General features: G+C 63.8%; 28 protein-coding genes. 2 read left to right on the forward strand and 26 right to left on the reverse strand.

Annotation, left to right across the window (positions count from 1 at the left end; translation table 11 throughout):
• Window positions 1-60: 60 nt before the first annotated feature.
• Window positions 61-1128, forward strand: a complete 1068-nt coding sequence (gene hemE, locus ACSVIK_RS08740; RefSeq protein ID WP_442443951.1) for a uroporphyrinogen decarboxylase — start codon at window positions 61-63, stop codon at window positions 1126-1128.
• A gap of 50 nt (window positions 1129-1178) precedes the next feature.
• On the opposite strand, the gene ACSVIK_RS08745 is transcribed toward hemE, so the two are convergent.
• The 20 genes from ACSVIK_RS08745 to ACSVIK_RS08840 all read right to left on the reverse strand — a co-directional run bounded on the left by ACSVIK_RS08745 (window position 1179) and on the right by ACSVIK_RS08840 (window position 18931).
• Entirely contained in the window at window positions 1179-1982 is an 804-nt protein-coding gene (locus tag ACSVIK_RS08745) for a hypothetical protein (RefSeq protein WP_442443952.1), read from the reverse strand.
• A gap of 29 nt (window positions 1983-2011) precedes the next feature.
• Window positions 2012-3238, reverse strand: a complete 1227-nt coding sequence (locus ACSVIK_RS08750; RefSeq protein ID WP_442443953.1) for a beta-ketoacyl-ACP synthase — start codon at window positions 3236-3238, stop codon at window positions 2012-2014.
• Entirely contained in the window at window positions 3238-3966 is a 729-nt protein-coding gene (fabG, locus tag ACSVIK_RS08755) for a 3-oxoacyl-ACP reductase FabG (RefSeq protein WP_442443954.1), read from the reverse strand. Before fabG ends, ACSVIK_RS08750 begins: the two co-directional genes overlap by 1 nt.
• Window positions 3959-4423 (reverse strand): hotdog family protein, encoded by a 465-nt coding sequence (locus tag ACSVIK_RS08760; RefSeq protein ID WP_442443955.1) that lies wholly within the window; start codon window positions 4421-4423, stop codon window positions 3959-3961. The genes fabG and ACSVIK_RS08760 overlap by 8 nt, the downstream gene beginning before the upstream one ends.
• Window positions 4420-5607, reverse strand: coding sequence for a beta-ketoacyl-[acyl-carrier-protein] synthase family protein (locus ACSVIK_RS08765; RefSeq protein WP_442444015.1), 1188 nt, complete (start codon window positions 5605-5607; stop codon window positions 4420-4422). The genes ACSVIK_RS08760 and ACSVIK_RS08765 overlap by 4 nt, the downstream gene beginning before the upstream one ends.
• On the reverse strand, window positions 5607-6104 hold the full coding sequence (locus ACSVIK_RS08770) for a hypothetical protein (protein ID WP_442443956.1): 498 nt from the start codon (window positions 6102-6104) through the stop codon (window positions 5607-5609). Before ACSVIK_RS08770 ends, ACSVIK_RS08765 begins: the two co-directional genes overlap by 1 nt.
• On the reverse strand, window positions 6101-6823 hold the full coding sequence (locus ACSVIK_RS08775) for a class I SAM-dependent methyltransferase (RefSeq protein WP_442443957.1): 723 nt from the start codon (window positions 6821-6823) through the stop codon (window positions 6101-6103). Before ACSVIK_RS08775 ends, ACSVIK_RS08770 begins: the two co-directional genes overlap by 4 nt.
• Window positions 6820-8085 carry an NAD(P)/FAD-dependent oxidoreductase gene (locus tag ACSVIK_RS08780; protein WP_442443958.1) on the reverse strand — a complete coding sequence of 422 codons (1266 nt, stop codon included), beginning with the start codon at window positions 8083-8085 and terminating at the stop codon, window positions 6820-6822. The genes ACSVIK_RS08775 and ACSVIK_RS08780 overlap by 4 nt, the downstream gene beginning before the upstream one ends.
• A gap of 83 nt (window positions 8086-8168) precedes the next feature.
• Window positions 8169-10496 carry an MMPL family transporter gene (locus tag ACSVIK_RS08785; protein WP_442443959.1) on the reverse strand — a complete coding sequence of 776 codons (2328 nt, stop codon included), beginning with the start codon at window positions 10494-10496 and terminating at the stop codon, window positions 8169-8171.
• Entirely contained in the window at window positions 10480-11037 is a 558-nt protein-coding gene (locus ACSVIK_RS08790; protein WP_442444016.1) for an outer membrane lipoprotein carrier protein LolA, read from the reverse strand. The genes ACSVIK_RS08785 and ACSVIK_RS08790 overlap by 17 nt, the downstream gene beginning before the upstream one ends.
• Window positions 11038-11078: 41 nt before the next feature.
• Entirely contained in the window at window positions 11079-11504 is a 426-nt protein-coding gene (locus ACSVIK_RS08795; RefSeq protein ID WP_442443960.1) for an acyl-CoA thioesterase, read from the reverse strand.
• Entirely contained in the window at window positions 11497-13038 is a 1542-nt protein-coding gene (locus tag ACSVIK_RS08800; protein WP_442443961.1) for an HAL/PAL/TAL family ammonia-lyase, read from the reverse strand. The genes ACSVIK_RS08795 and ACSVIK_RS08800 overlap by 8 nt, the downstream gene beginning before the upstream one ends.
• On the reverse strand, window positions 13019-13966 hold the full coding sequence (locus ACSVIK_RS08805) for an LpxL/LpxP family acyltransferase (RefSeq protein WP_442443962.1): 948 nt from the start codon (window positions 13964-13966) through the stop codon (window positions 13019-13021). Before ACSVIK_RS08805 ends, ACSVIK_RS08800 begins: the two co-directional genes overlap by 20 nt.
• Complete coding sequence (locus ACSVIK_RS08810; protein WP_442443963.1) at window positions 13963-14709, reverse strand: glycosyltransferase family 2 protein; 747 nt, start codon at window positions 14707-14709, stop codon at window positions 13963-13965. Before ACSVIK_RS08810 ends, ACSVIK_RS08805 begins: the two co-directional genes overlap by 4 nt.
• Window positions 14702-16366 carry an AMP-binding protein gene (locus ACSVIK_RS08815; protein ID WP_442443964.1) on the reverse strand — a complete coding sequence of 555 codons (1665 nt, stop codon included), beginning with the start codon at window positions 16364-16366 and terminating at the stop codon, window positions 14702-14704. The genes ACSVIK_RS08810 and ACSVIK_RS08815 overlap by 8 nt, the downstream gene beginning before the upstream one ends.
• A complete protein-coding gene (locus ACSVIK_RS08820; RefSeq protein ID WP_442443965.1) occupies window positions 16363-16908 on the reverse strand; it encodes a hypothetical protein in 546 nt (181 codons plus the stop codon). Before ACSVIK_RS08820 ends, ACSVIK_RS08815 begins: the two co-directional genes overlap by 4 nt.
• A gap of 4 nt (window positions 16909-16912) precedes the next feature.
• Window positions 16913-17179: an acyl carrier protein gene (locus ACSVIK_RS08825; RefSeq protein ID WP_442443966.1), complete on the reverse strand. Its 267-nt coding sequence runs from the start codon at window positions 17177-17179 to the stop codon at window positions 16913-16915.
• Window positions 17180-17191: 12 nt separating this feature from the next.
• Complete coding sequence (locus tag ACSVIK_RS08830) at window positions 17192-17452, reverse strand: phosphopantetheine-binding protein (protein ID WP_442443967.1); 261 nt, start codon at window positions 17450-17452, stop codon at window positions 17192-17194.
• Window positions 17433-18242, reverse strand: a complete 810-nt coding sequence (locus tag ACSVIK_RS08835; protein ID WP_442443968.1) for a lysophospholipid acyltransferase family protein — start codon at window positions 18240-18242, stop codon at window positions 17433-17435. Before ACSVIK_RS08835 ends, ACSVIK_RS08830 begins: the two co-directional genes overlap by 20 nt.
• The gene (locus ACSVIK_RS08840) at window positions 18215-18931 is read right to left on the reverse strand and encodes a beta-ketoacyl synthase chain length factor (RefSeq protein ID WP_442443969.1); all 717 of its coding nucleotides are present in this window, start codon (window positions 18929-18931) and stop codon (window positions 18215-18217) included. Before ACSVIK_RS08840 ends, ACSVIK_RS08835 begins: the two co-directional genes overlap by 28 nt.
• Window positions 18932-19180: 249 nt before the next feature.
• Here ACSVIK_RS08840 and ACSVIK_RS08845 point away from each other — a divergent pair, with 249 nt between their 5' ends.
• Complete coding sequence (locus ACSVIK_RS08845) at window positions 19181-19948, forward strand: ParA family protein (RefSeq protein WP_442443970.1); 768 nt, start codon at window positions 19181-19183, stop codon at window positions 19946-19948.
• Between the two features lie 57 nt (window positions 19949-20005).
• Here the strand turns inward: ACSVIK_RS08845 and ACSVIK_RS08850 are convergent, their stop codons facing one another.
• From ACSVIK_RS08850 to selO, 6 genes are all read right to left on the reverse strand, one after another.
• On the reverse strand, window positions 20006-20803 hold the full coding sequence (locus ACSVIK_RS08850; RefSeq protein WP_442443971.1) for a universal stress protein: 798 nt from the start codon (window positions 20801-20803) through the stop codon (window positions 20006-20008).
• A 122-nt stretch (window positions 20804-20925) separates the two neighbouring features.
• Complete coding sequence (locus tag ACSVIK_RS08855; protein ID WP_442443972.1) at window positions 20926-21369, reverse strand: YiiD C-terminal domain-containing protein; 444 nt, start codon at window positions 21367-21369, stop codon at window positions 20926-20928.
• Between the two features lie 142 nt (window positions 21370-21511).
• Window positions 21512-21946, reverse strand: coding sequence for a thioredoxin TrxC (gene trxC / locus ACSVIK_RS08860; protein WP_442443973.1), 435 nt, complete (start codon window positions 21944-21946; stop codon window positions 21512-21514).
• A gap of 59 nt (window positions 21947-22005) precedes the next feature.
• The gene (locus ACSVIK_RS08865) at window positions 22006-23283 is read right to left on the reverse strand and encodes a bifunctional O-acetylhomoserine aminocarboxypropyltransferase/cysteine synthase (protein ID WP_442443974.1); all 1278 of its coding nucleotides are present in this window, start codon (window positions 23281-23283) and stop codon (window positions 22006-22008) included.
• A 123-nt stretch (window positions 23284-23406) separates the two neighbouring features.
• A complete protein-coding gene (locus ACSVIK_RS08870; protein WP_442443975.1) occupies window positions 23407-25197 on the reverse strand; it encodes an SLC13 family permease in 1791 nt (596 codons plus the stop codon).
• Between the two features lie 182 nt (window positions 25198-25379).
• Window positions 25380-26843, reverse strand: a complete 1464-nt coding sequence (gene selO / locus ACSVIK_RS08875; RefSeq protein ID WP_442443976.1) for a protein adenylyltransferase SelO — start codon at window positions 26841-26843, stop codon at window positions 25380-25382.
• Window positions 26844-26858 lie beyond the last annotated feature (15 nt).

Genomic DNA, 26858 nt, shown 5'->3' on the forward strand with positions numbered 1-26858 from the left:
TCCGTGCCTTTTGTTTTGCGCTCTGCGAAAATGCCCGCACTTTTTTCGCTGGATGCTGCCATGACCGCCCTGAAGAACGACCGTTTCCTTCGTGCCCTGCTCAAGCAACCCGTGGATGTCACGCCAGTCTGGATGATGCGCCAGGCCGGTCGCTATCTGCCGGAATACCGCGCGACCCGGGCCAAGGCTGGCGACTTCGTGAGCCTGATGAAGAACCCCACGCTGGCCTGCGAGGTCACCATCCAGCCGCTGGATCGCTACCCGCAACTGGATGCGGCGATCCTCTTCTCCGACATCCTCACCATTCCCGATGCCATGGGCCAGGGCCTGTACTTCGAGACCGGCGAAGGCCCGCGCTTCAAGAAGGTGATCAGCAGCCTGGCCGACATCGAGGCGTTGCCGGTTACCGATGCCGAGAAGGATCTGGGCTACGTGATGGACGCCGTGCGAACCATTCGCCGTGAACTCAATGGCCGCGTGCCGCTGATCGGTTTCTCCGGCAGCCCCTGGACACTGGCCACCTACATGGTCGAAGGCGGTTCGTCGAAGGACTTCCGCAAGACCAAAGCCATGCTCTACGACAACCCGCAGGCCTTGCATGCGCTGCTCGACAAGCTGGCGCAGTCGGTCACGGCATACCTTAACGGGCAGGTCCTGGCCGGGGCGCAGGCGGTACAGATCTTCGATTCCTGGGGCGGTGCGCTGTCGGCTGCGGCCTATCAGGAGTTCTCCCTGCGCTACATGAAGCAGATCGTCGACGGTCTGATTCGCGAGCATGACGGTCGCCGTGTGCCGGTGATTCTGTTCACCAAGGGCGGAGGCCTGTGGCTCGAATCCCTGGCTGAGGCCGGCGCCGAAGCGCTAGGCCTGGACTGGACCTGTGACATCGGCAGCGCCCGCACCCGTGTCGGTGCCAAGGTCGCCCTGCAGGGCAATATGGATCCGGCGGTGCTCTACGCCAAACCGGCGGCGATCCGTGCCGAGGTAGCGCGCATCCTGGCGGCCTACGGCGCTGGCAGCGGCCATGTCTTCAACCTCGGCCATGGCATCACCCCGGAGGTCAACCCGGCGCACGCTGGCGCCTTCTTCGAGGCGGTGCATGAGTTGTCCGTGCGATACCATGACTGACGACCATGAACAAGGCCGCTGATGCGGCCTTGTTCATGGTTGGGAGCGGTTTACTTGACGATAGCCAGCTCTCCCCGCAGTGCCACGCTGGCAATCAGCATGCCGGCACGGCACTGATATTTCTGGGTGTCTTTGTAAACGTCGCGCTTGTAGATGCTGGCAATGTCGATCACCGCATTGGCCCCAGCCTTTTTTGCCGCGTTCTGCAAGGACACCAACGCCGACTGCAGCGCCCACACGCAGGCTTCTTCATCGGATTTGTTGGAGCCGTTGGTCTTGCGGCTGCTGGTCACGGTGCGGATCTTGCGAACCTCGCCCTGCACCGCCTGGCCGGCGAGATAGAACTTCACGCTGCCATCGAGAAGGCCTGCCTGGGTTGCACGGGTGACGCCCTCTTGAAAGTCTAGATAAGTGGCCCCTTCGACGCCCTGGTTGACGGCTCCCAGCTCGTTCACTGACTCGATGAGCGGGTCAACGTTCAGCTCTTTAAGGATATTGTCACGCAGCTTGTTGACCCAGCGGTTGTAGTTGCCATGGATCTTGCCGTCCTTGTAGTCCAGCCCCCAACTGCTGCGGTAGATGATCTGAAAAGACGTAGGTGTGTAGGGGATGTCCACTTCTGCGTGGTGTCTGCCGCGAATGGTGATTGCCGCCTGAACCAGCCCGGGCTTGGCCGATTGCACGTCCCACTGGCGATCGTGCAGCGCCGTGATGATCGCCCGCTGCATCTGACTATCGCTGATTGCCATCTCCGGTGAGAAATGTTCCTCCGCGTTGTAGATGGGCTTGCTGGTGCAGGCGCCTAGCAGCAGAGCCATGGCCAGCAGCGACAGGATTCGGTAGATCCGCGTCATTCCTTGTAACTCCTTTTGGGTGGTAGAGCTCAGCGCCAGCGGCGGAAGATCAACGATGTGTTGACCCCACCGAAGGCGAAGTTGTTGTTCATCACGTACTCGTGGCTCATTTCGCGGAACTCGCTACGCAGGTAGTCCAGTTCCCCGCACGCCGGGTCGATATGGTCGAGGTTCAGGGTGTGCGCATAGCTGTCGGAGTTCATCATCTCGATGCTGAACCAGGACTCCAGAGCGCCGCAGGCACCGAGGGTGTGGCCGAAGTAGCTCTTTTGCGAGCTGATCGGCATACGTGGGCCGAACAGGCTGCTGGTGGCCAGGGTCTCAGCCACATCGCCCTGTTCGGTGGCGGTGCCATGACCGTTGACGTAGCCGATCGCCGAGGGCTCCAGGCCGGCGTCGTCCAGCGCCAGTTGCATCGCCCCGCGCATGGTTTCCTGCACAGGTTTGGTCGCATGCTGGCCATCGGAGTTGCAGCCGAAGCCGGCGACCTCGGCATGGATGGTGGCGCCACGGGCGAGGGCGTGCTCCAGCTCTTCGAGCACCAGAATGCCGGCACCTTCGCCGATCACCAGGCCGTCGCGGCCGGTGTCGTAGGGACGCGGGCTGGTGTGGGGCGCGTCGTTCTTCAGACTGGTGGCATAGAGCGCATCGAAGACCATGGCCTCGGTGGGGCACAGTTCTTCGGCGCCACCGGCGAGCATCATCTTCAGACGGCCGAACTTGATCGCCTCGTAGGCATAGCCGATACCCTGGCTGCCGCTGGTGCAGGCGCTGGAGGTGGGGATCAGGCGGCCCTTGAGGCCGAAGAAGATGCTGATATTGGCCGCTGTGGTATGCGGCATCATGCGGATATAGGAGTTGGCGTTGAGGCCGTCGGCTACCGAGTTCAGCAGCATATTGCCGAAGGCCTTGACCTCTTCGGTGCTACCTGTAGACGAGCCGCAGGCTACACCCATGCGTCCATCGGTGATGCACGGATCCCCGAGCAGGCCGGCGTGCTCCAGCGCGCGCTCGGCGGCGAACACTGCCAGCTTGGACACCCGGCCCATGCTGCGGGCCTGCTTGCGGCTCCAGTGCTTGGGCTGGACGAAATCGTCCACCGGTCCGCCCAGGCGGGTGTTCAGCTCGGTGAAGCGATCCCACTCGTGCATACGGCGGATGCCACTCTTGCCAGCCTTGAAGTTGGCCGAAATGGTCGGCCAGTCGCTGCCTAGCGAGGTGATGCCGGCCATGCCGGTGACGACTACACGCTTCATCAGCACAAACCGCCATTGACTGCGAGAACCTGGCGGGTAATGTACGCCGCCTCGCTGGACATCAGGAAGTTCACCGCACCGGCGACTTCCTCCGGTGTGCCCATGCGGCCGGTCGGAATCATCTTGAGGATCTCGTCCACTGGCACCTGTTCGTCGAGAATCTCGGTATCGATCAGGCCTGGAGCCACGCAGTTGACGGTGATCTTGCGTTTGGCCAGCTCGATGGCCAGAGCCTTGGCGGCACCGATCACACCGGCCTTGGAGGCACTGTAGTTGACCTGGCCGCGGTTACCGACCAGCCCCGATACCGAGGTGATGCAGACGATGCGTCCCGCTGCGCGACGGCGGATCATCGGCATGGTCAGCGGGTGCAGCACGTTGTAGAAGCCGTCCAGGTTGGTGCGCAGCACCTGATCCCAGTCGTCTTCGGAGAGCGCCGGGAAGGCACCGTCGCGGGTCAGGCCGGCGTTGCAGACCACGCCGTAGTAGGCGCCGTGGGCTTGGATATCGGCTTCCAGTGCTTCGCGGCAGGCAGCACGGTCGGAGACGTCGAATTGCAGGATGCGCACTTGGCGTCCCATTTCGGCGATCTGCACCTGAACGGCTTCGGCTTCATCGCGGCGCGAACGGCAGTGCAGGACGATGTCATGACCCGAGTGGGCCAGGCGCAAGGCGATGGCGCGGCCGATGCCGCGGCTGGAGCCAGTGACGAGGATGGTTTCAGTCATGGGAGGGTTCTTGCGGTTCTTGTAGATAGACCGCCGGTTGCGGCGGGCGGAATACATTGAGGCGGGCTTCGGCATGTATCTCGTGGCCTTCGATATGACACTCGAACACGCCCATGCCGCTTTCGTCCTGTAGTGAACACAGGGCGCGGATGCGCAATTCGCTGCCAGCCGGGAAACGCTCGACGTTGCAACTGTATTTGCGCGTGCCGAGCAGAAAGCCCAGCTCCACCGGCAAACCGGCGCGCTTGGCCTGGATACCGGCGAAAGCGGCGATGGCCTGCGCCATCAGCTCGATGCCGATCCAGGCCGGCAGGCTGCCGTCGCTGTCGCTGAGCAGACCGTCGGGGCGTACCCTGAGGCGCACCTCTATCGCTTCCGTGTCGCAGCTCAGCACTTCATCGAGCAGCACCATATCGCCGGCGTGGGGTACCAGTTCGGCTACGGGCCATAGGCTCATGGCGCATCTCCGATAATCAGTGCGATGTTGTTACCGCCAAAGGCGAAGGAGTTGCTCATCAGGTGGCGGTCTTGTTGGCGCTGCAGGCGCTCTCCCGGCTGGGTCAGTTGCAGCGGCTGCAACTGCGGGTCGCATTGCCCGTCCCATAGGTGCGGTGGCAGCAGCGCAAGGGGGTTGTGCTCGCTCAGGGTCAGCCAGCAGAAGGCGGCTTCCAGCGCGCCGGCTGCACCTAGGGTATGCCCGGTCATGGGTTTGCTCGAGGAGCAGGCCACGCCACCAGGAAACAGGTTGTGGACAGCTTTGCTTTCCATTGCGTCGTTGTGCCGGGTGGCGGTGCCGTGCAGGTTGAGGTAGTCGATCTGGGCGGGCTCCAGCCTGGCGCTGGCCAAGGCTTTCTCCATCGCGCTACGGGCGCCGAGGCCGTCCGGGTGCGGGGCGGAAATGTGGTGGGCGTCTGAGCTGGCGCCACCGCCGAAAAAGGCGATGGGGGCCTGCTCGCGGGTCATCAGGAAGAGTGCCGCCGCTTCGCCGATGTTGATACCGTTGCGGTTCACCGAGAACGGATTGCACGGCGCGGGCGAAACCGCTTCCAGCGCGGAGAAACCGTTGAGGGTGAGGCGGCACAGGCTGTCCACGCCGCCACAGATCACCGCGTCGCAAATGCCTTGCTGAAGCAGGCGATGAGCGCTGAGCAGGGCACGAGCGCTGGAGGTACAGGCTGTGGACTGACAATAGACGGGCCCCGTCAGGCCCAGCCATTCGGCGAGAAAGGTGGCCGGTGCGGCCATTTCCTGTTGGGCGTAGGTATATTCGCGTGGCAATTGGCCGTCCTGAACGTAGCGGGCGATGTGCTCACTGGCTTCGCGAATGCCCGAGGTACTGGTACCCAGCACCAGACCGACACGCAACGTACCGTGCTGACGGATAGCCTGGCGCAGCTCGGGCTCGATCTGCAGTGCCGCCGCCAGGAGCAACTGGTTGTTGCGGCTGTGCGCGGCCTCGAAGCCTGCGGGCATCGCTGGCAATTCGGCGTGTACGGCACCCACGGTCACTTGGCGCCCGCTGACCCAGCCATTCTCTGCGCGCATACCACTGCTATCGCCAGCGAACAGCGCATCGGCAACGGCCTGTTTGCCGGCACCGAGGGCGCAGACAACTCCGAGTGCGTTGAGGTAGCTAGGTATCAATTGCGGTCTTCCTGATTCAATACGCTTATCCGGTAGCTCAGCCGAGGTTCTGCGAGGCTGAAGCTCAGTGCGGTGCGGTAGTTTACCTGCCAGTGCGGTGCCAGCTCGCGGCTCCCGTCGGCTCGCCGTCGCCAGGTGTCGGCAGGGTAGCTGTGTGGCAGGGCAGTTTCTTCGCTGAGGGCGAACAGCAGGGCGGCGAACAACTCCCGGGCCTCGGGGTTGGGTGGTAGCAGGCCGTCATTGTGCCAGGTGCCGGCTTGCAGGCGCTGGCGGGCCAGCGGCATCCCCAGCGGGTCGAGCAATGACCAGCGCAGAGCCTGATCTTCACGCTGGATCACCAGCAGCCAGTCCTCTCGGCTCGCGCCTTGCTGGCGCTGGATCTGCAGGCTCAGCGGCAATTGGGCGACGAGCGCCGGCATTCTCTCGGGCAGCGGCGTGCGCGCGGCACAGGCCGCGAGCAGAAGGCTGGCGAGAAGCAGAACAAGGCGGCTCATAGCGGTTTGCGGGCCACCACGTTGAGCAGGGTTTCGTTGCGCTGGCCGACGGGCTTCGGCCGCATCAGACCCCAGCGTTCGAGCAGCCCGAAGTCCTTGGCCCGGCTCCACCACAGGTAGGGGTAGGAGATGCCGTCGGCGGCGAACTCGAAGCCCTGAGCGCTGAGCATGTCCAGGTATTGCTGGGCGCTACGCTGGACGTGCATCGGGTGACGGAACAACCAGCGAATCACCCAGGTGTCGATGTAGTACTTGGTCGACTCGGCCAGCAGTAGTCGGCCGCCGGGCTTGAGCACGCGCCAGAACTCGGCTAGCGCCTTCTCTTGCTCCACCAGATGGTGCAGCGTCTGGTGGCAGAACAACAGGTCGACGCTGGCGTCGGGCAGGTCGATGGCGGCGCAATCGCTTGCCACCAGCTCGACCTCGAGGCCCAGGCGCTCGGCTTCGTGGCGTGAGCAATCGAGGCTGTGTGGATCGGCATCGAGACCGATCAGGCGGGCTGGAGCGAAGGCTTGCTGCAGCAGACGGAATGAGCGCCCCTGGCCGCAACCTGCATCGAGCAACACTGGTGCTTGCGGCTGAGACGCACCAAGCAGGCGCTGCAGGTCGTTGATGGCCACGCGCAGCACATGGTGTTGCCACACGTGGCTTTGCAGGAACCAGAAGCCGAAGCGGGTTTCTTCGACATAGGTGGCCGCTACGGGGTGGTCGCTGTTCATCGACACTCCTTTGTCAGTTCGGGGGCGCAGAACTCTGCCAGCACGCCGAGCCGGCGCTTGGGTTCTGCCACGTAGGGGTTCTGGGTATCCCAGGCGTAACCGGCGAGAATCGAGCTGATCATGCGGCGGATATCCGGTGATGCGTTTTCGTAGTAGATCACGTCCTGGAAGGAGCCATCGTACCAACCCTGCACGTAGACACGGAACGTATCCACGCCGCGCTTGAGCGGCAGGGCGAATTCCTGCTCCCAGTCCACCCTCTCGCCGCTCAGCTGGCGATGTAGCAAGCCTGCAGCCATGCTCGCCGAGCGCATGGCGATGGTCACACCGGAGCTGAATACCGGGTCGAGGAACTCGGCGGCATTGCCCAACAGGGCGAAGCCCGGCCCGTGCAGGCTCTTGACGTTGGCCGAGTAACCGTCGATCTCGCGTGCTGGGGTATCCCACACGGAGTTGGCCAGCACCTTGCTCAGTGACGGTGTCTCGGCGACGAACTGTTTAAGGCAGGCGTCGAGATCCTGAGGATAGTTTTCATAGTGCTCGGCTGCAGCGACCACGCCCAGCGAGCAGTGGCCGTTGCTGAACGGAATCGTCCAGAACCACACGTCGCGCAAGGTCGGATGGGTGGTGATGAGGATCATCTCGCGGTTGAAGCCCGAGGCTGGGTCGATATTGTCCTCAATGTGGGTGAACACCGCGCGGCGCACCGGGAATGTCGATGGCGTATCGAGGTCGAGCAGGCGGGGCAGAACTCGGCCGTAGCCACTGGCATCGAGGACGAAGGCACATTCGACTTGGTACTCATGCGCATCGATGAGGCGGCGTACGCACAGGCGCGGGCAGTCACCCGAGAAGTCGGCAGCGAAGATTTCCTCTTCATAACGAATCTCCACACCCTGACGCGCGGCTTCGTCGGCCAAGAGCTTGTCGAAGTCGGCGCGGGTCACCTGGTAGGTCGAGCCCTTGCCCTCGGTGAATTTGTCGCGAAAATCGAAGCTGGTGTAACGCTCGCCCCAGGCGAACGCGGCTCCATGCTTGGTCTGGAAGCCTACGGCCTGGACGGCTTCGAGCATCCCGGCTTCCTCGACGAAATCCAGGCAGTGCGAGAGCAGGCTCTCACCAATGGAAAAGCGTGGGAAGCGCTGACGCTCCAGCACCAGTACGTCATGCCCCTGGCGTTTGAGAATGGCTGCCGCGATTGCTCCGGACGGGCCTGCACCGATAACGACGATCTGACGCTGTTCGATTTCAGGAGATTGCATGACGATTTCTTCGCCTCAAGGTTGTGGGCAGGCCTGGCGCATCGTGCGCTGAATTGGATGGGTAACGACTAACGTAGGTTGGGTCATGCCGGTTGCGCCTCGGCCTGTCTGTCACCCGCCCAGGGAGCCAGGAGGAAGCTGAAGATCAGGCCGATGCTGATGGTCAGACCGAAATTGCTCACCGCCGGTGTGCTCGATAAGGCCAGCAGGCCAAAAGACAGCCAGGTGGTCATGGCCGACAGCACTGTGCCGAGCAGGCTGGTGGCCGCTCCGCCAACCCTTTCGCGGATCAGGATGGCGTAGTCGACGCCGATGGCGGTGACCAGCAAGAGGCCGAACAGGCTGAACAGCGTCAAAGGCTGTCCCAGCCAGCCCAGGCAGGCCAGGCTGGCCAATGCCGCCAGCAGCGAGACGGCCAGCACACGAGCGGCACCGCGTGCGCCGAATGGGATGCACAGGATGGCGAAGATCAACAGACAGGAGGCCAGCTTGAGTTCCGCTGTACTGACTTGGGTGGCGGCGAACAGGCGATTGAGCTCGCCGAGGCGGTCAACCAGTTTCACTCCGGCGAGCCCCTCGGCCAGGGGCGCCAGAAGATCGCTGTCACTCAGACCTTGCAGGCTGACCAGTCCAGCGACTTGGCCGTCATCCGTCGGCCCTAGCCAGAGCGGTCGCCACGGTTCGCCCAGTGGGCCTGCCAGCACCTGTGCGATCCCAGCTATGGGCAAGGTTTGCAGGTGCTTCACTTCCTGCTCGATGGCTTGAGCCGGAATACCCAGTTCGGTGAGCGGGGCACTGGCAAGTGGAAGCTTTGTCAGTGCTTGTCGCAAGGCTTCCTGTTGTGTCTGGGACGCGATCAGTTGGCTCAGGGCCTGGTAGCTCGTCAACTGACCTCGCTGCTCCAGTTCGTCGAGGCGCTGGCTCAACTGCTGTTGACGCTGCAGCAACTGCTCTTCGTCCTGACCGCGTACCAGGAAGAACTGGCTGGTGGGCTGCATGCCGATGATCTGGCTGATGGCTTTCGATTGTTCCGGTAACTGTGGCGGCACGCTGGCCCACTGGCGCAGGTCGTCCTTGTGCGAAAGCTGCAGCAGACCGCCGATGCAGAACAGCGCGAAGATCGCCAGCAGCCAGGGGGTAGACAGTCGGCGTAGCAGGGCCTCACGCCATCTGAGCAGGCGTTGCGCTTGCGCCAGTGGCGGCTGCCAGGGGCGAATCTCGACCTTGCCTAGCAGGGGGGGCAGCAAGAACAGGGTGCTCAGGTAGGCGCCGAGCAGGCCGGCTGCGGAGAAGATCGCCACCTGCTTGAGGGCTGGAAAGGGGGTGAAAGCCAGAGCCAGATAGCCGATGACGTTGGTCACCAGGCCGAGGCTCAGGCCGAGCAGGGTGACGCGCAGCGCCCGCCAGCTATCCCAGGGCTGCAGCGTCCAGCTCTTCGACAGCAGGTGCAGGGGGTAGTCGATGGCCACGCCGATCAGGCTGGCGCCTAGCACCAGGGTCATGACGTGGATATGGCCGAACACCGCGACGCAGGCCGTGAGCCCGGCAAGCACGCCGATGGCGACGGGAACGAACGCCAGCAAGACGCGCACCCGGCGAAACACCAGCAGCATCATCAACAGGGCGCCTGTGCTGGCGATGCTGCCCATCAGGCTGATCTCGCGAGTGGCCTCGCGCTGACCGTGGGCGGAGTACAGCAGCCCGCTGCCGGCGAGCAGTTGGCCGCCGCGCGCCTGCACTTCCTGGCGGGTTTGGCTGACCAGATCGTCTACCGCCAGTGCCAGGTTGCCATCGAAGGCGTCAGCCTTGGTGCGGGCGCGCAGCAGCGCCCAGGTGGTGCCTGCGCTTTCGGCGATCAGGGCACCGCTGAGGTCGACCTGAATATTGTTGTGATGTGGGAGATTGTTCTCGACCAGGCTACTCAGACCGAGCAGGTCGTCGTTGCTGGTGACCGCGCCATGGCTACCGAACGGGTCGAACAGATCCTGCATGCGCCTTGCGACGAAAGCTTCCGGTTTGTCGATCAACAACTGGCGCTCGGCTGCCGGCAGAAGCGCCAGGCGTTGATCCAGCAGTTGCTGGCGCAGGCTGGACAGGTCTGCCTGAACATCCCACTGCACTTTCTCGAATAGCGCCTGTTGCTGCCAGCGCTTACCCAGCTCGGCAGCCAGTGCCAGCGCTCGTTCGCGCTGCGGGTGGCTGATCAGCACCAGCAGTTCGCGGTTGAGCGGCTCCTGCATGCGCTGTACGGCTTGTTCTTGCAGTGCGTTCGGCTTGCCGCTGGGTACCAGCTCCAGCAGGTTGGCCGAGACGGGGGCGCCGGCGCGCCATTGCCAGGCGGCGACGGCGCACAGCAGAAGCAGGGCGAGCGGGAAGAGCCGTGACCCCCAGTATTCAATTCTGGAAGTCATGTCGCTCCGAGTCGCTCAGGGCGTTGTCAGCCTGGCTGTTCTCCAGGCGTAGCACGGTGCTGTCGCCCTGGGTTTCCTGCAGCTCGATACGCTGTACCAGGGCGCCGCCGTTGATGTGGATACCTTTGAAAATCTGCTTGAGCAGCACGCTGCGCGGGGCCAGGTCGAGCTGCCAGGCTTCGGCGCTGCCGCTCAGGCTCAGATCGAAGTCCTGGCGCAGGCCGCTGGTGTCGCCCTTGAGCACGGCAAGGAACAGGCGATTCTGCCGAGCGCTGGCGCTCTGTTGGGCGACGAGCTGCCAGCCCTGCTCGCTACGCCGGGCGATGCCTTGCTTGGCGATGCGGTAGTCTTGCTGCAATGGGTGCTCGAGCAGCCAGAGCAGGCCATGGTTCTTGGCGAGGACGAAGCGGCCACGGCTGACCAGTGGTTGCGGCAGGGCGCGCAGGTGCTTTTCCTGAATGAACTGGCCGCGCACCACCTCCGGCTGACCGAGCTGGGCGCTGAGCTGGTTGAGGTCGAAAGCCTGCGCAAGCTGGGCCATGGTGGCGAGGGTCAAACCCAGCGCCGCAGAGAGAAGGCGTGTCACGCGATGGCCCTCTGCACGGCATCGAGAAAGACCTGCGGCGAGTTGAATTGCATTTCTCGTGTGGCGATTTCCACGGCCACTTGCACGGTACTGCCACGGGTCATGCGCTCGCCCGTCTCGGCATCACTGATCAGGTAGTTGATCTTCAGGCGGCTTTCCCACTCCACCAGGTCGGCACGCACGATGATGCGTTGAGCGAACTGAGCGCCACGAACATAGCGCACCTGCAGGTCGATCACCGGCCAGGCGTAGCCGGAGTCGCGCATCTGCTGGTAGTTGTGACCGAGCTTGTCGAGCAGGGCACAGCGCGCCTGCTCGAAGTATTTGACGTAGTGCCCATGCCAGACGACTTCCATCATGTCGACGTCGTAGAACTGTACCTGCAGTTCGATTTCCGCCTGCAGCACACCGGCTTTACGCATACAGCCTCCAGTGCTGGGTGCGGATGCGCTCCAGGCACAGGCGCAGCTCGCCTTCCAGGGCACGGTCTTCGATCACCGGCGGGAAATCCTCGGCCAACTGAGTGCGCATAACCGCCAGCGGTGCGGGGATGTCGCGCTTGCCGGCGCGCTCGCGCAGCCACACGCCCTGGTTGGCGGCCAGCAGGGTGGCGGCGGCGACCTGTTCGGTCAGCTCCAGGCTGCGTAGCGCATCGCGCGCGGCGATGGTGCCCATGCTCACCTTGTCCTGGTTGTGGCATTCGGTGGAGCGCGAGAACACGCTGGCCGGGAGGGTGTTCTTCAAGGCTTCGGCGGTCCAGGCGCTGGCGCCGATTTGCACGGCTTTGAAACCGTGGTTGATCATCGTCGTGGCGGCCGGGGCACCGGACAGGTTGCTCGGCAGACCATGGTTGTAGCGGGTATCGACCAGCAGGGCGAGCTGGCGGTCGAGTAGATCGGCGACGTTGCCGACCAGGTTCTTCAGGCTGTCCATGGCGAAGGCGATATGCCCGCCGTAGAAGTGGCCACCATGTAGAGTGCGCTCGGTTTCGGCGTCGAACAGCGGGTTGTCGTTGGCGCTGTTGAGTTCGATCTCGATGAACTGGCGCAGCAGCCCCAGGCTGTCGGCCAGTACCCCGAGCACGTGTGGCGCGCAGCGGATCGAGTAGCGATCCTGCAGGCGATGCAGCGGCGGCAGCGGCGCCTCGACAGCCAGGTCCTGGCGAATCCAGGCGGCGACCTGGGTCTGCCCGGGGTGCGGCTTGGCGGCGAACAGACGCTCGTCGAAGTGCTCCGGGTTGCCTTCCAGGGCGATCACGTTGAGCGCGGTGGTGCGTGTCGCCAGTTTCAGCAGATAGTCGGCACGGGCATAGGCCAGGCAGGCCAGGGCGGTCATCACAGCGGTGCCGTTCATCAGCGCCAGGGCTTCCTTCGGACGCAGGGTCAGCGGCGTCCAACCCAGTTCGCGGTGCACGTCGGCGGCGCTGCAGCGCTCGCCCTTGTACAGCACGTCGCGCTCGCCACTGAGAGTGGCGGCGACGTAGGACAGCGGGGTCAGATCGCCGCTGGCGCCGACCGAGCCTTCTTCCGGGATCAAGGGCAGCACGTCGTGCTCGATGAACGCCTGCAAGCGCTCCAGCAATTCCACGCGTACCCCTGACACACCATGGCACAGCGACTGCAAGCGGGCGGCGAGCACCGCACGAGTGCTGGGGGCGTCAAGCACTTTGCCCAGGCCACAACCGTGGAAAGTGAACAGATGTTGGGGCAATGCCTCGACCTGATGCAGCGGCACCGCGACCACGCAGGAGTCGCCGTAGCCGGTGGTGACGCCATAGATCACGCCTTCCTTGTCCAGCAGGGTGTCGAGAAAACGCGCGCCCTTGGCGATCTTCTCGCGGTAGGCCGGATCGCCCTGCAACTGGGCGCGGGCCTGGCGCTGGGACAGGGCTACGATGTTCTCGATGGTCAGGGCGCGCTCGCCGAAGATCACCGGCTCAGGCTGGTATGTCGTCATCTCGCTTCCAGAAGGGGTAGAAGTTGAACCATTGTTGTGGCGCGTCCAGGCAATGCTCGCCCAGGCGCTGTGCATAGCGTTGCGCCCACTCGGTAATGACTCGCTCGCGGTCGCGACGCGTCCATTGCACGCTGTCGGCAAAATGTTCGAGGCGTACCTGATAGTGGCCATCGATCTTCAGGCAGTGCACCAGGCTCACCGGGCACTGCAGCAGCCCGGCCAGCAGCCAGGGGCCTTGCGGGAATGCAGCGGGATGGCCGAGGAAGTCGACCACGGCATGGCGGGCGCCATGCAGCGGTACGCGATCACCGGCGATGGCCAGCCATTCGCCGCGTTCGAGGCGTTCGGCCAGTTGCAGCATGATCGCCGGGTCCAGCTCGCTGACCTGGATCAGGCGCAGATGGCTGGCGCCTGACTCGCCGAGCAGACGGTTGAAGCGCTCGGCATGCTTGGTATGCACCAGCACGTTCATGCGTACGCGCTCGCCCAGTTCGGCCAGGGCGCGGCAGACTTCCAGGTTGCCCAGATGGGCACCGACCAGCAATTGCCCACGGCTGCCGTCGTGCAGGCTGGCGCGCATATCGTCAGGGTCGACGAGCTGCAGTTGCTGTAGCGGCAAGCGGCCGTTCCACACATCCAGCTTGTCCAGCAGGCTGTCGGCGAAGGCGAGGAACTGGCGCAGCACGGAGCCGGATGTGGGGCGCAGCTCGGGGCGTCGGCCCCAGGTCGCGAGGTTGTTCTGGTACTCGGCGATACTGGCGCGCGCGCGCCGGCCAAAGACGAAGAAGTACAGGACGATCAGGTACAAAAGTGGCGTCAGTGGGCGGCGGCCCAGAAGGCGCACGGCGGCAGCGGTAAAGCGCATCAGCAGGAAGCTGCCGCGCTCGCCCTGCTTGGCCCAGTGACCTTTTGCCCCTGTCGCGCTCATGCGGTCAACCTGCGCCAGATGATCCGTGGTGCACGCACCAGCATGCCGAAGAATAGTCTGGCGTGCATGCAGGAAATCAGCAGGTTGTCATGCCACAGGCGAAAGTGCGAGAGGCCGTCCTCCGGGTAGTGAACACGGGTCGGTAGCCAGAGCATGGGCTGCTCGCGCCAGGCCATACGCACCAGAATCTCGGTGTCGAAGTCCATGCGGCGGCCAAGCTTGACCGTATCGAGCAGCGCCAGGGTCGCGCGCAGTGGGTAGACGCGAAAGCCACACATGGAGTCGCGAATCTGCAACGACAAGCAGTTGATCCACACCCAGATGTGGGTCAGGTAGCGGGCGTAGAGGCGACCCCTTGGTATGCTCGCATCATATTCCGGGTAGCCGCAGATCATTGCCTGAGGATGCTGCCGCGCTGTGTCCAGAAAAGTCTCGAGCTTGCTCAGGTCATGCTGAGCGTCGGCATCCACCTGCAGTGCATGGCTGTAGCCAAGCCGCGCTGCTTCGCGCAGGCCGGCCGTCACCGCGCCGCCCTTGCCCTGGTTGATCGGCAGACGCAGCAGGTGAACCTGCGGTTGTCGAACCAATTCGTCCATGACTGCTGCGCAGGCCGCATGCGAGCCATCGTCCACCAGCAGGCAGGGCAGGCCAGCCTTGCGCAGTGCCTCGACAACCCCAGGCAGAGGCTGCTCGTGGTTGTAGACCGGGATAACCGCGCAGGGCAGGAAGCCTGACTCAGACATGGGCCTGCTCCAGTAGGATGCGTCCGGAGGAGCAGGCTGCTTCGCCATTGTGGTAGGCGAAATAAAGCTTGCCGCGCTCTGCATCGAAACGCAGGGATAGCTGCAGGGTGTCGCCGGGGCGCACCAACTGCTGGAACTTGAGCACTTCCATACCGGCGAAGCTTGGCGGCAGGTCGGTGATCAGTTGGCGCGCCAGATGCTGAGCCCAATCGACCTGCACCACACCCGGTAGCACCGGAGTCTTGGGGAAGTGGCCGGTAAAGTGGGCAAGATCCAGTGGCACGGACAGTTGCAGCAGCCACTCGCCATCGCGTTCTTTGATGCTGATGGGTTCAACCCGTGTAGGCCGTGGCGCAGCCAGCAGGGCGTCGATCTGGCTCTGTGGCAGCTTGCCCTGGCTGCTGTAAGGGAGTTCCGGTAACAGGCGCCAGCGGCGCGGCAAGGCAATGACTTCGCAATGCTCGGCCAGATGTTTACGCAGGGTCTCGGTCAGTGTACGGCGGCCCTGGTTGCGCAGTGCGTGCAGGCCTTCAGGGCTCAGCGCCAGCACGGCACCTAGGAAGGCGCGGCCTTCCTGAATGACACCCAGGCGCGCATCGGCAACCCAATCATGGTGGATCAATGCCTGCTCGATCATGGGCAGGGAGATACGTTTCTCCTCCAGTTTGACGATGCGATCGAGCCGTCCGCGCAGGACGAAGCGACCATCCGTGCCCAGCTCGGCGGCGTCCGCACTCTGCTCAATATGCCCGACTGCTAGATAGGGCGAGGTGATGCGCAGGGCGCCGGCCTCATCCAGGCTTAGCTGGACGCCTGAGAATGGCTGCCAGGCTGTGTCGCCCTGGCGCCAGCCGATGCCGCCCGTCTCCGAGCTTCCGTAGATTTCCGTCGGCCACTGACCCAGGCACTGCTGCAGTGCTTGGGCCGCTTCCGCCGGCAGGGAGCCGCCGGAGGAAAACACCTGTTTGACGCGGCTCAGCGCCGGCCAGTCGAGGTTGTCGCCCATGCGCTTGAGCAAGGCCGGGCTGGCTACCCAGGCAAAGTCGCTCTGGCCAAGACTGGCCTGCTGCAGGTCTTCAGGAAAGGGCAGCGTGCGGCGGTACAGCGGGCGACCGGCGCACAGTGGCCAGAGCAGGCGGAACAGCAGGCCGTAGATATGCTGACAGGCGACACTGCCGAGGATAGTGGCCTGGCCCAGGTTCTCACCCCACAAATGCTCCAGGGCTTCGACCTCGTTGCTCAGTTGCTCCAGGCTCTTGTCGATCAGTTTGGGCTCGCCGCTGGAACCTGAGGTGCACAGCGTCAGGTGGCAGTGCTCGGGCAGCAGGTGGGCGCCAGGCAGAGGCTCGGCATCCAGCTCGCTCAGGTCGTCCAGCCACAGGTCAACCTGATCTGTCAGGCGCTGGCGTGTCTGCGTCTGGGCGTCGGCGGGCAGCAACACCTGCACCCCGGCGCGCCAGGCGCCGAGCAGGGCGATGGCTAGCTCGCCGGCATCCTCCAGATACAGCGCCACGCGCTCCACGCTTCGCGCCTGCAGAGCGGCAGCCAGGCGCAAGGCGCGTTCGCGCAACTGCGGATGATGCAGGGCCGGTTCCAGGGCAACCTGGCGCTCGGGGTCAGCTTCCAGCAGCAGGTCGGTGATAGGTAACCAGGTCATTCGTGCTTCCTTACCTGCTGACGGATCAACCATTCGCCAGCGAACAACAGGCCGATCAGGCCGTAAGAGATAAATCCGGTGTAGAGCGTCCACCAGGAAAGCGGTGCCCACATCGCCAGTGCCATCAGCAGCACGGTATTACCGAGGAAGAACAGGGCCCAGACCTTGGTGACGGTGCGGGTGTAGCGCACCGCGACGTCCGGCAGCTGCGGCTCACGCAGACGTGCCAGGCGCTCCACCAGCGGCGGGCCGAACTTCAGGCTGAGGCCGAACAGCGCCAGCAGCATCAGGTTGAGCAATACCGGGTACCAGCGCAGCAGGGCCGGCTCGTCCGCAACTGCGAGCAGCAGGCAGAACGCCAGCGCCGCCACGGCCAGCCACAGACCTCCGGGGCGGCGACGTGCCGTCAACGCACGGGCCAGCCAGAGCCCGCCGAGCAACGCAGCGAACACTCGTGGCGACCAGTGTTCCATGCCGTAGTAGACGGCGAAGGGATAGAGGATGCCGGCGATCAGCAGCAGCAGGCCAAACAGGCGCGCCATGGGGTCAGGCTTGGGCCTGGGGCGTGTCGTTGATCAGGCGGTATACGGCTTCCACCACGTCGCCGACGCTACGTACGCTCTTGAACTCCTCGGCCGCCAGCTTGCGCCCGGTCTGGCGCTTGATATGGTCGATCAGGTCGACGGCATCGATGCTGTCGATCTCCAGGTCTTCGTAGAGGTTCGCATCCAGGGTTACGCGCTCGGCATCCAATTCGAACAACTCCACCAGTGCGCTGCGCAAGGTGGCGAAGATTTCATCGCGGGTTTGCATGGGCGGTAATCCTCAGGCGGCCTGGCGGGCGGAGATGAACTCGGCCAGGCTGGCGACATTGGCGAAGTGCTTGCGGGTGTCCTTGGCTTCGGCGTCGATCTTGATGCCGAAGCGCTTCTGAATCGCCAGGCCCAGCTCCAGGGCATCCACCGAGTCCAGGCCGAGCCCCTCGCCAAACAGGGTCTGCTCCGTGCCAATATCGTCGGCGCTCATGTCCTCGAGACCCAAGGCATCGATGATCAGGTTCTTGATTTCAAGTTGTAGATCGCTCATCTGTTGCGAGCTCCTTCATGAAGTGTTGGTGTAGACGGTCATTGAGCTTACGCGACGCAATAGGCAGTGGAGCCTGCTCGGTGAATTGTCGTGGGTCGATATCCTCGCCGACGCGTAAACGAAAGTGAAAACGGCGTGATGGAATGCTGTACCAAGGCTCGGCTTTGGTCAGGGTGGTGGGCGTTACGCTGATCACCACGGGCGTGACGATGCTGGCGCCGCGTACGGCGATAGCCGCCGCACCACGATGAAACTCCGGGTTGTTGCCGGGAACGGTGCGCGTCCCTTCAGGGAAAACGATCAAGGTCTCGCCGCTCTGCAGGGCGCCGGCGGCCTCATCTAGCATGTCCAGGCTGCCGCTGTTGCTGATGTACTGGGCAGCGCGGATCGGCCCCCGCATACAGGGGTTGTCCCACAGGCTCTGTTTGACGACACAGTTGGCGTCGCGAATAAACGCGATCAGTACCACGACATCGATAAGCGACGGGTGATTGGCGATCACCATTTGCCCAGGGCGGCCAAGGCGCTCGGCACCCTCGACCTCATAGGTGAGTACGCCTGTGCGGTACATGAACTGGACGAACACGCGAAAGGTCCAGCTAACCACTGCGCGAGCACGCGTGCGACGACGCAGGATATCGCCAGGCAGCAGCGCGAGCAGGGGAAACACCAGCACGCGCAGCAGTACGCCGCCGATGCCGAACAGGGCAAAGCTCAGTGCGGTAGCAATCAGCCTCCAGGCATAGGGGGGGCTGTAGGGGCTCAGTCTTCGTTGCGTGACCAGATCCATTGGCGGCCTTTGCAGTAGTGAATCAGCGTTCGCTGCTCGCCGTAGAAGGCGCGCAGCAGGTTCAGTGGGTGTGGCCAGGCGGCGGGTATACCAGAATCGGCAGGGGCGAGGCTCAAGGTCCAGGTTCTGCCTGGTTTCAGCAGCAGAGCCAGCGCGTAGGAAAAGGGTATGTCATCTATATGTGACGTGTAGAGGTCAGGCGGTAACTCTTCAGCGATGACCAGCAACACAGCAGGAGCACCTTCCGCAAGCAGGCCGTTGGCTTCGAGCAGGGCCTGCTCCAGGCCATCTCCGGCGGCTGACATTGCAGTCATTTCGCTGGTGTCGTTGCGCAGGATTGACCACAAGCCGATGATGGCATTGTGTACTGACAGGCTGAACTGGGTCGGGGATAGCGGCTCGTCTTTCGCCAGCTCGCCGAGTATCGCCAGCGTCCGTGGCGTCTCGCCGTGGCGTGACGCGAAAACCAGTGGTAGGGCGCCTTGCTCATCGGCCAGTGGCCACGCCACATGGAACATCATCCGCGCCAGTCGGCTGAGGCGCCTGCGCTGCATGGCGGGCAGAAAGCTCACGTCAGGTTGTTGCTGGTCGTCGGGCACGACTTTGGGGGCGTTGCACCAGGCACGCCAATCATCCATTGACTCTAAGCCCGGAGCCCAGGCGCGCCATCCTTCGATCTGGAAATTCATAGCACGAGGCTTTTCGCCACTCCGGGCAGACTGGTGGGCACGAAAAGGCGCCTGAAAGAAACAGTGTCAGTCAGTGCCGTGGCATAGTGCCGGTATTAATTCGGGCGGGCATTATCTAGATGCGCGTGGAACTGTGCAAATGTTGCGCAGTGTCTTCTGATGGATGGATGATGGCGCAGGGGGCTGCGTCTCGTGCTTGTCATGGGCTTTGCATAGAATTTGTAACGTTCGAGATCGGGGAGAGCAACGATGCGACGTGTGGTGTTCAACCAGAAAGGCGGCGTGGGCAAATCCAGTATTGCCTGCAATCTCGCAGCGGTGAGTGCGGCGCAGGGCTACCGCACTCTGCTGGTCGACCTGGACGCCCAGGCCAATTCGACCCATTACCTCACCGGGCTGACTGGCGACGAGATCCCGGTGGGCATTGCCGATTTCTTCAAGCAGACGCTGTCGTCCGGCCCCTTCGCCAAGAAAGGCAAGGTGGACATCTACGAGACGCCATTCGACAACCTGCACGTGATCACCGCCACGGCGGAACTGGCGGAGCTGCAGCCCAAGCTGGAGCAGAAGCACAAGATCAACAAGCTGCGCAAACTCCTCGACGAGCTGAGCGAAGACTACGAGCACATCTACCTGGACACGCCGCCGGCGCTGAACTTCTACACCGTATCGGCGCTGATCGCGGCGGACCGTGTGCTGATTCCCTTCGACTGCGACAGCTTTTCGCGCAATGCCTTGTACGGGCTGCTGGCCGAACTCGAAGAGCTCAAGGAAGACCACAACGAGAAGCTGGAAGTGGAAGGCATCGTGGTCAACCAGTTCCAGCCGCGTGCCGTGCTGCCGCAGCAGTTGCTTGACGAGCTGATCGCCGAAGGGCTGCCGGTGCTGCCGGTGAACCTGATGAGTTCGGTGAAGATGCGCGAATCGCACCAGGTATGCACGCCGCTGATCCATCTGGATGCACGGCACAAGCTGACCCAGCAGTTCGTAGAGCTGCACGATCTGCTCAACGCCTGAGTCAACAAGAACGCCGCGACTGCCTCAGGCAGGCCGCGGCGTTTGCCTTTCAGGCGTTCAGCGCACTACGAACACGTCGCACGGTGCCTTGTGCAGGAAGTGCTGCGCCAGGCTGCCCAGCAAGGCCTGGGAGAAGGCGCTGCGGCCATGGCTGCCGAGTACCAGCAGCTCGCTGCGACGAACCTTGATCTGTTCCTGCAGGCTGCGCAGGATGCCGCCTTGCAGCACTTCATGGCTCAGCGTCGGGCCACCAGGCGGTAGCAGCAGCGCTTCGTCGTGCAACAACTGGCTGATCAGGCCGCGCTGGGTCTCTAGCTGTTCAGCGATCTGCTTGGGCGTGCCCTTGTCCGGCTCGAATACGTGCAGGGCATGCAGCTCGGCGCTGCCAGGCAGCAGTCGGTAAGCCTGGCCCAGGGCGCTGCAGGCGCACAGGGAAAAGTCCAGGGCGGCCACTGCACGCTGATAGGGGGCCGACTCGTTGCGGGCCACCAGCAACAGCGGCACGCTGCAACGCCGCGCGATGCGATCCAGGCTGGTGCCGGAAAAAAAATCATGGCGCTGTTGATGGCCGCCGAGCACCAGCAGGTCACAACCCGTCTCCTGCACCTGCTGCAGCACCACCTCCGATGGCTTGCCACTGAGCATGCGCAGCTCGGTGCCGGGCGGGGCGTACTGGGTCAGGCTGCGGTCGAGTGCCTGGCGGGCTTTGTCGTGCTGTTCGCTGCTCTGGCTCGGGTCGAGCACATGCAGGATCGTGAGGCGTGCATCGTGCTGCTTGGCGAGTTGACTGGCACGGCACAGGGCCATGTCGGCGGTGTCGCGCAGATCATGGGCAATGAGGATGTGGTGGTACATGGTGACGGTTCTCCTGCCGATACCCGTCGGCAATTTTATTGTGCCTGTTCAGATAGCCGCTCTTTTGACGTATGGCAAGGCCAGGGACTGTTACCGATTACGAATGCAGGCAGCGGCTGTCTTCAGCGTAAGCGCAATTGGTACTGGCCGCGACTTTCCGCGACCACTTCCGCGTTGCCGTCGGTCAGTTGCAGCTCCAGCAGGTAGTCCGCTTTGCCGTGCAGACCCGCTTGCTCCTGCAGTCGCGCGATGTCTTCCGGTGACAGCCGCGCCTCGACGCGGATATCGCCCATGGCCGGGCGACGAAAGCGCAGGTTCATGTCCTTGATCACAGGGTAGAAGCGCTCGGTGTCGAAGCTGGTGAGAAACAGCGCGCCGCCGGGCATTTCCGCCAGGGTGAACAGCGCGCCGGCATACATGCTGCCGATATGGTTCTGGTTGCCTTGCAGCGGCATGCACAGACGCACGAAACCGGGCTCCAGCACATCGGCCTTGAGGCCGCTGCGTTTGACGAAGGCAATCTGTTCTTCGGTAAGTTGGCGAGCGATCTTCTCGGGCGGCGGCATGGCGAAGCTCCTTGAACGGGGACTTCAACAGACTAAGGGGCGTTAAGCTCGTTGCAATTGACCGCAGCGTCCGTGGCGACTGACCGATGCGCTCAAGGATCCAGACACGTAGCCCGGATGCAATCCGGGGATAGCCAGCACGCTAGATACCCTGCTGGCGCAACCAGACCTGCAGTTGCGGCAGCGGCATGGCGCCGCTCTGACGCGCGACTTCGACGCCACCCTTGAACAGGATCAGGCTGGGGATCGAGCGAATGCCCAGTTGTCCGGCCAGGTTGGGGTTGGCTTCGCTGTCCAGCTTGCCCAGGCGACAGCGCGCCTGTAGCTGTGCGGCGGCTTGCTGGAAGGTCGGCGCGAAGGCCTGGCAGGGGCCGCACCAGCTGGCCCAGACATCCACCAGCAGGGGCAGGTCGCCCTTGAGCTGGCTGGCGAAGTTGCCTTGCGTCAGGGTGATGGGCGTGCCAGGCAGCACCTCGCTCTTGCAGCGCCCACAGCGTGGGGCATCGTCCAGGCGATCGGCGGGAATGCGGTTGAGTCCGTTGCAGTGCGGGCAGGGGATTAGCAGGGGATCGCTCATGATTCGGCTCCAGCGGCAATGATGCTTATCTGGAGCCGAAACCGTCGCTTTTCAAGCGCTCAGCCGCGCGCCGCTTCGAGCGCCTGGCTGAGGTCGGCGAGGATATCGTCGATATGCTCGATGCCGATCGACAGGCGCACCATGTCGCGTGGCACCCCGGCCTTCTGCAGTTCCTCGTCGCTGAGCTGGCGGTGGGTGGTGGACGCCGGATGGCAGGCCAGCGATTTGGCGTCGCCGATATTGACCAGACGCACCACCAGTTGCAGCGCATCGATGAAGCGCGCCCCAGCCTCCTGCCCGCCCTGTATGCCGAAGGAGAGGATCGCCGCCGGCTTGCCGGCGAAATAGCGTTGGGCCAGTTCATGCTCGGGGTGATCGGCCAGGCCGGCGTACTTCACCCAGGCCACCTGCGGATGGTTCTGCAGGTACTGCGCCACTTTCAGTGCGTTGTCGGTGTGCCGCTCCATGCGCAAGGCCAGGGTTTCCAAGCCTTGCAGGATGAGGAAGGCGTTGAACGGTGACAGCGCTGCGCCGGTGTTGCGCAGTGGCACCACGCGGCAGCGGCCGATGAAGGCGGCCGGGCCGAAGGCTTCGGTGTAGGTGACGCCGTGGTAGGACGGGTCGGGCGTGTTGAGCAGCGGGAAGCGCGTCTTGTTATCGGCCCAGGGGAACTGGCCAGAGTCGACCACGATGCCACCGATGCTGGTGCCGTGGCCGCCGATGTACTTGGTCAGCGAGTGCACGACGATATCCGCACCATGCTCGAACGGGCGGCAGAGAATCGGCGTGGCCACGGTATTGTCGACGATCAGCGGCACGCCATGGCGGTGAGCGGCGTCGGCCAGTGCCTGGAGGTCGACGATATTGCCGGCCGGGTTGCCGATGGATTCGCAGAACACCGCCTTGGTGCGCTCGTCGATCAGCGCTTCCAATGCGGCGATGTCATCGTGCGCGGCGAAGCGGGTCTGGATGCCGAAGCGTGGCAGGGTGTGGGCGAGCAGGTTGTAGGTGCCACCGTAGAGCTTGGCCACCGAGACGATGTTGTCGCCGGCTTCGGCCAGGGTCTGGATCGCATAGGTGATGGCCGCCATGCCGGAGGCCACGGCCAGGGCACCGACGCCGCCTTCCAGCGCCGCCACGCGTTCTTCGAGCACGGCGTTGGTGGGGTTCATGATGCGCGAGTAGATGTTGCCGGCCACCTTCAGGTCGAACAGGTCGGCACCATGCTGGGTGTCGTCGAAGGCAAAGGAGCTGGTCTGGTAGATCGGCACCGCCACCGCTTTGGTGCTGGGATCCGCGTCGTAGCCAGCGTGAATGGCCAGGGTTTCCAGTTTCATGCGCATGTTCCTTCAAGGGCAGATTGAAAGATTCGCAGCATGGATAAGGCTCAGGAGCCGGTCAATGCACGGAGGCGGCAAAACGCTACCCGGATTAGAACATTGCGTTCGCCGCTTATGCCGTCAAACCGGAGTCAGCGGGAAGAACCAGGGGATGACCACTGTCGCCACGCCCCACAGCAGCAGGTTCAAAGGGATGCCCACCTTCATGAAATCGGTGAAGCGATAACCGCCGGCGTTGTAGACGAAGGTGTTGGTCTGGTAGCCGATGGGGGTGGCGAAACTGGCGCTGGCGGCAAACATCACGGCCACCACGAAGGGGCGCGGGTCGATACCCAGATGCTGGGCCAGGCCGATGGCGATGGGCGTGACCAGTACCGCCACCGCATTGTTCGAGAGCATTTCGGTGAGTATCGAGGTCAGCAGGTAGATCAGGCTGAGCATCAGCAGCGGCCCCGCCCAGGGCAGCCAGCCCATGACATTCTCCACCAGCAGCCTGACCAGGCCCACCTTGTCCATGGCGATGCTGATGGCCAGCATGCCGAAGATCAGGCTGAGGATCTTCCAGTCCACCGCCTTGTAAGCGTCTTCCACGTCCAGGCAGCGAGTGGCCAGCACGGTCACTGCGCCGATGATCGCCAGGCCTTCGATGGGCATGACGCCAAAGGCCGCCAGCAGCATCACCGCCAGGGTGGCGAGGATGGCGATGGGCGCCTTGTCGCGGCGGAAGGCGCGCTCCTGCACGGCGTTGAGGCTGATCAGCTCGCCGTTGTCGGCGAAACGCTTGATTTGCGCCGGGGTGCCCTCCACCAGCATCACGTCGCCGAACTGCAACTGGAAATCGTCGAGGTTGCCCTGCACGTTCTCGTCCTGGCGGTGAATGGCCAGCACGGCGATGCCGTAACGTGCGGTGAGGTCGAGGTCGCGCATCGGGCGGTGGCTGTAACGCGAGTTACGCCCGACTATGGCCTCGGCAAGGATCACGTCATGGCTGCTGAGGGTCTCGAAGGCATCGCCGCGGTTGAAACTCAGATGACCGCTCTCGCGCAACTCCACCACGTCCTTGACCTGGCCATGCAGCATCAGGCGGTCGCCACTGGCCAGCAGGGTGTCGGCGCCGGGCTCGGTCAGCTCCTGCTCGTCGCGAAACAGCTTGAGCACCTGCAGGCCGCTGCCGCCGTTGAGGTTGGCCTCGTGCAGGGTCTTGCCGATCATCGGCGAGTCGTGGGGCACCAGCAGCTCGGTCATGAAGGTGCGCGACAGGTCGGGCCGTAGCTGGCGCGACAGGGTTTCCCGCTCCGGCAGCAGGCGATGACCGATGATCAGCAGATAGAGCATGCCGAAGGCCGCCATCACCAGGCCGACACCGGTGATCTCGAAGATGCCGAACGGCGCCATGCCCGCCTTGCGCGCCACGCCATCGACCAGAATGTTGGTGGAGGTGCCGATCATGGTCAGGGTGCCGCCGAGGATGGTGGCATAGGACAGCGGGATCAAAAGCTTGGAGGGCAGTGTGCCGGCCCGCCGCGCCAGGGCGATGGCCACCGGGGTGAGGATGGCCACCACCGGCGTATTGTTGAGGCAGGCGGACACCACCAGCGCGGTGACGGTGAGACCGGTGAGCACGCGAATGGGGCTGGTGCCGACCAGGTCACCCAGCCAGTTGCCCAGGGCGTCGATGCAGCCAGTGCGCTCCAGGGCAGCGGAGAGTACGAACATGCAGGCGATGGTCACCGGTGCCGAGTTGGACAGCACACTGAGCACTTCGCCCGGTGTCAGCAACTGGCTGACCAGCAAGGCGGCCACGGCGATGGCCGCGACGATGTCCGGGCTCCACTTCTCGCGGACGAAGGCATAGAGCACCCAGATCAGCAGGGCGCCGACGAAGAGGAGGGGGAGGGAGTCCCAGGGCATGAAAATCCTTGGCTGCGAATCTCGTACGAGGTATCGGCACGCACCGGGGCGGCCTGGCTGGGCGCCAAGATAGAGGGGTTCTTTTAGATAGTCTAAGAATGTTTGGGCAGATTGATATGCCTTTTCGATTTAACAGATAAGGGTTAGCCGGATACCTGAGGCCCCTCCGTCCACGGCTGACTTTACGACGAACAACTGATCTCCAGGTGCTTGCCCCACTCCGGCGGGCGCTCGGCGTAGCGTTCCTTGCCTGGTTGTTCGTCGAACGGGCGGGACAATACCGCGTGCAGTTCGCGCACCGGGCCATAGTCGCCGGCCTCGGCCGCCTCGATGGCCTGCTGCGCCAGGTAGTTGCGCAGGATGTACCTGGGGTTGACCGCGTGCATGCGCGCCCGGCGCTCGGCCTGCTCGCCAGCTTCGCGTTGGCAGCGCGTCAGGTAGTCCTGGCCCCAGGCATCGAAGCCGGCGAGATCGACGAAATCGTCGCGCACCACCTGCAATGCATCGGCAGGTGCGTGCTCGCCGAGGCGGCGGAAGAACAGGGTGTAGTCGGTGGCTTTGCCCGCCTGCATCAGTTGCAGCAGGCGCTGGATCAGTGCTTCGTCGTCGTCCTCGGCGCTGGTGAAGCCCAGGCGTTTGCGCATCAGGTCGAGGTAATGCGCCTGGTACAGCGGCAGGAACAGCTCCAGGGCCTCACGCAGTTTGTCGACGGGGGCGAAGGGGGTCAGCGCCTGGGCCAGGGCCGCGAGGTTCCAGTGGGCGATGGGCACCTGGTTGCTGAAGCTGTAGCGGCCGGTGTCGTCGGAATGGTTGCAGATGTGGTTGGCGTCGAAGTCGTCGAGGAAGGCGTAGGGGCCGTAATCGAAGGTGATGCCGAGGATCGACATGTTGTCGGTGTTCATCACCCCATGGCAGAAGCCATAGGCCTGCCAGTGGGCGATCATCGCTGCGGTGCGTTCGATCACTTCGCTTAGCAGCGCCACCCAGGGCTCGTCCTGCTCCAGGCAGTGGGGAAAGTGGCAGGCCATGACATGCTCGCCGAGGGTTTTCAGGTGCTCGTGCTGGCGCGTGTAGTAGAAGTACTCGAAGTGGCCGAAGCGCACATGGCTCTGCGCCAAGCGCAGCAGCATGGCGGCGCTTTCCTTTTTCTCGCGCCACACCGGCGTATCGGAGCCGGTGACGCACAGGGCCCGTGAGCTGGGAATGCCGAGCGCATGCAGATGTTCGCTGGCGAGGAATTCGCGGATCGAGCTACGCAGCACCGCGCGGCCATCACCCATGCGCGAGTAGGGCGTCATGCCGGCGCCTTTGAGGTGCAGATCCCAGTGCTCGCCCACATCGTTGAGCACTTCACCCAGCAGCAGGCCGCGTCCGTCACCGAGGCGCGGCGTGTAGCCGCCGAACTGGTGGCCGGAGTAGACCATGGCGCGTGGCTCGGCCTCCTCCCAGAGCTTGTGTCCGGCGAACAGTTCGGCGAACTCGGGGCGCTGCGCCTCGGCAGGATCCAGGTCGAGCAGGGCCATGGCCGCTTCGCTGGCGACCACCAGCCTCGGCTGCTCGATGGGCTCGGGCAGCATCTCGGTGGAAAAAGCATCACCGAGGCGGGCGAAGCGGTTGTCGAAGGTCAGCTCATCGAGGTGTTTCACCATGGGCTCCTCTGG

Source organism: Pseudomonas sp. NCHU5216 (assembly GCF_052156495.1).
Taxonomy (GTDB): Bacteria; Pseudomonadota; Gammaproteobacteria; order Pseudomonadales; family Pseudomonadaceae; genus Aquipseudomonas.

Excerpts from the sequence above, each read along its gene's own strand:
- hemE (WP_442443951.1), top strand. The coding sequence starts at position 61 with ATGACCGCCCTGAAGAACGACCGTTTCCTTCGTGCCCTGCTCAAGCAA.
- ACSVIK_RS08745 (WP_442443952.1), bottom strand. The coding sequence starts at position 1,982 with ATGACGCGGATCTACCGAATCCTGTCGCTGCTGGCCATGGCTCTGCTG.
- ACSVIK_RS08750 (WP_442443953.1), bottom strand. The coding sequence starts at position 3,238 with ATGAAGCGTGTAGTCGTCACCGGCATGGCCGGCATCACCTCGCTAGGC.
- fabG (WP_442443954.1), bottom strand. The coding sequence starts at position 3,966 with ATGACTGAAACCATCCTCGTCACTGGCTCCAGCCGCGGCATCGGCCGC.
- ACSVIK_RS08760 (WP_442443955.1), bottom strand. The coding sequence starts at position 4,423 with ATGAGCCTATGGCCCGTAGCCGAACTGGTACCCCACGCCGGCGATATG.
- ACSVIK_RS08770 (WP_442443956.1), bottom strand. The coding sequence starts at position 6,104 with ATGAGCCGCCTTGTTCTGCTTCTCGCCAGCCTTCTGCTCGCGGCCTGT.
- ACSVIK_RS08775 (WP_442443957.1), bottom strand. The coding sequence starts at position 6,823 with ATGAACAGCGACCACCCCGTAGCGGCCACCTATGTCGAAGAAACCCGC.
- ACSVIK_RS08780 (WP_442443958.1), bottom strand. The coding sequence starts at position 8,085 with ATGCAATCTCCTGAAATCGAACAGCGTCAGATCGTCGTTATCGGTGCA.
- ACSVIK_RS08785 (WP_442443959.1), bottom strand. The coding sequence starts at position 10,496 with ATGACTTCCAGAATTGAATACTGGGGGTCACGGCTCTTCCCGCTCGCC.
- ACSVIK_RS08790 (WP_442444016.1), bottom strand. The coding sequence starts at position 11,037 with ATGGCCCAGCTTGCGCAGGCTTTCGACCTCAACCAGCTCAGCGCCCAG.
- ACSVIK_RS08795 (WP_442443960.1), bottom strand. The coding sequence starts at position 11,504 with ATGCGTAAAGCCGGTGTGCTGCAGGCGGAAATCGAACTGCAGGTACAG.
- ACSVIK_RS08800 (WP_442443961.1), bottom strand. The coding sequence starts at position 13,038 with ATGACGACATACCAGCCTGAGCCGGTGATCTTCGGCGAGCGCGCCCTG.
- ACSVIK_RS08805 (WP_442443962.1), bottom strand. The coding sequence starts at position 13,966 with ATGAGCGCGACAGGGGCAAAAGGTCACTGGGCCAAGCAGGGCGAGCGC.
- ACSVIK_RS08810 (WP_442443963.1), bottom strand. The coding sequence starts at position 14,709 with ATGTCTGAGTCAGGCTTCCTGCCCTGCGCGGTTATCCCGGTCTACAAC.
- ACSVIK_RS08815 (WP_442443964.1), bottom strand. The coding sequence starts at position 16,366 with ATGACCTGGTTACCTATCACCGACCTGCTGCTGGAAGCTGACCCCGAG.
- ACSVIK_RS08820 (WP_442443965.1), bottom strand. The coding sequence starts at position 16,908 with ATGGCGCGCCTGTTTGGCCTGCTGCTGCTGATCGCCGGCATCCTCTAT.
- ACSVIK_RS08825 (WP_442443966.1), bottom strand. The coding sequence starts at position 17,179 with ATGCAAACCCGCGATGAAATCTTCGCCACCTTGCGCAGCGCACTGGTG.
- ACSVIK_RS08830 (WP_442443967.1), bottom strand. The coding sequence starts at position 17,452 with ATGAGCGATCTACAACTTGAAATCAAGAACCTGATCATCGATGCCTTG.
- ACSVIK_RS08835 (WP_442443968.1), bottom strand. The coding sequence starts at position 18,242 with ATGGATCTGGTCACGCAACGAAGACTGAGCCCCTACAGCCCCCCCTAT.
- ACSVIK_RS08840 (WP_442443969.1), bottom strand. The coding sequence starts at position 18,931 with ATGAATTTCCAGATCGAAGGATGGCGCGCCTGGGCTCCGGGCTTAGAG.
- ACSVIK_RS08845 (WP_442443970.1), top strand. The coding sequence starts at position 19,181 with ATGCGACGTGTGGTGTTCAACCAGAAAGGCGGCGTGGGCAAATCCAGT.
- ACSVIK_RS08850 (WP_442443971.1), bottom strand. The coding sequence starts at position 20,803 with ATGTACCACCACATCCTCATTGCCCATGATCTGCGCGACACCGCCGAC.
- ACSVIK_RS08855 (WP_442443972.1), bottom strand. The coding sequence starts at position 21,369 with ATGCCGCCGCCCGAGAAGATCGCTCGCCAACTTACCGAAGAACAGATT.
- trxC (WP_442443973.1), bottom strand. The coding sequence starts at position 21,946 with ATGAGCGATCCCCTGCTAATCCCCTGCCCGCACTGCAACGGACTCAAC.
- ACSVIK_RS08865 (WP_442443974.1), bottom strand. The coding sequence starts at position 23,283 with ATGAAACTGGAAACCCTGGCCATTCACGCTGGCTACGACGCGGATCCC.
- ACSVIK_RS08870 (WP_442443975.1), bottom strand. The coding sequence starts at position 25,197 with ATGCCCTGGGACTCCCTCCCCCTCCTCTTCGTCGGCGCCCTGCTGATC.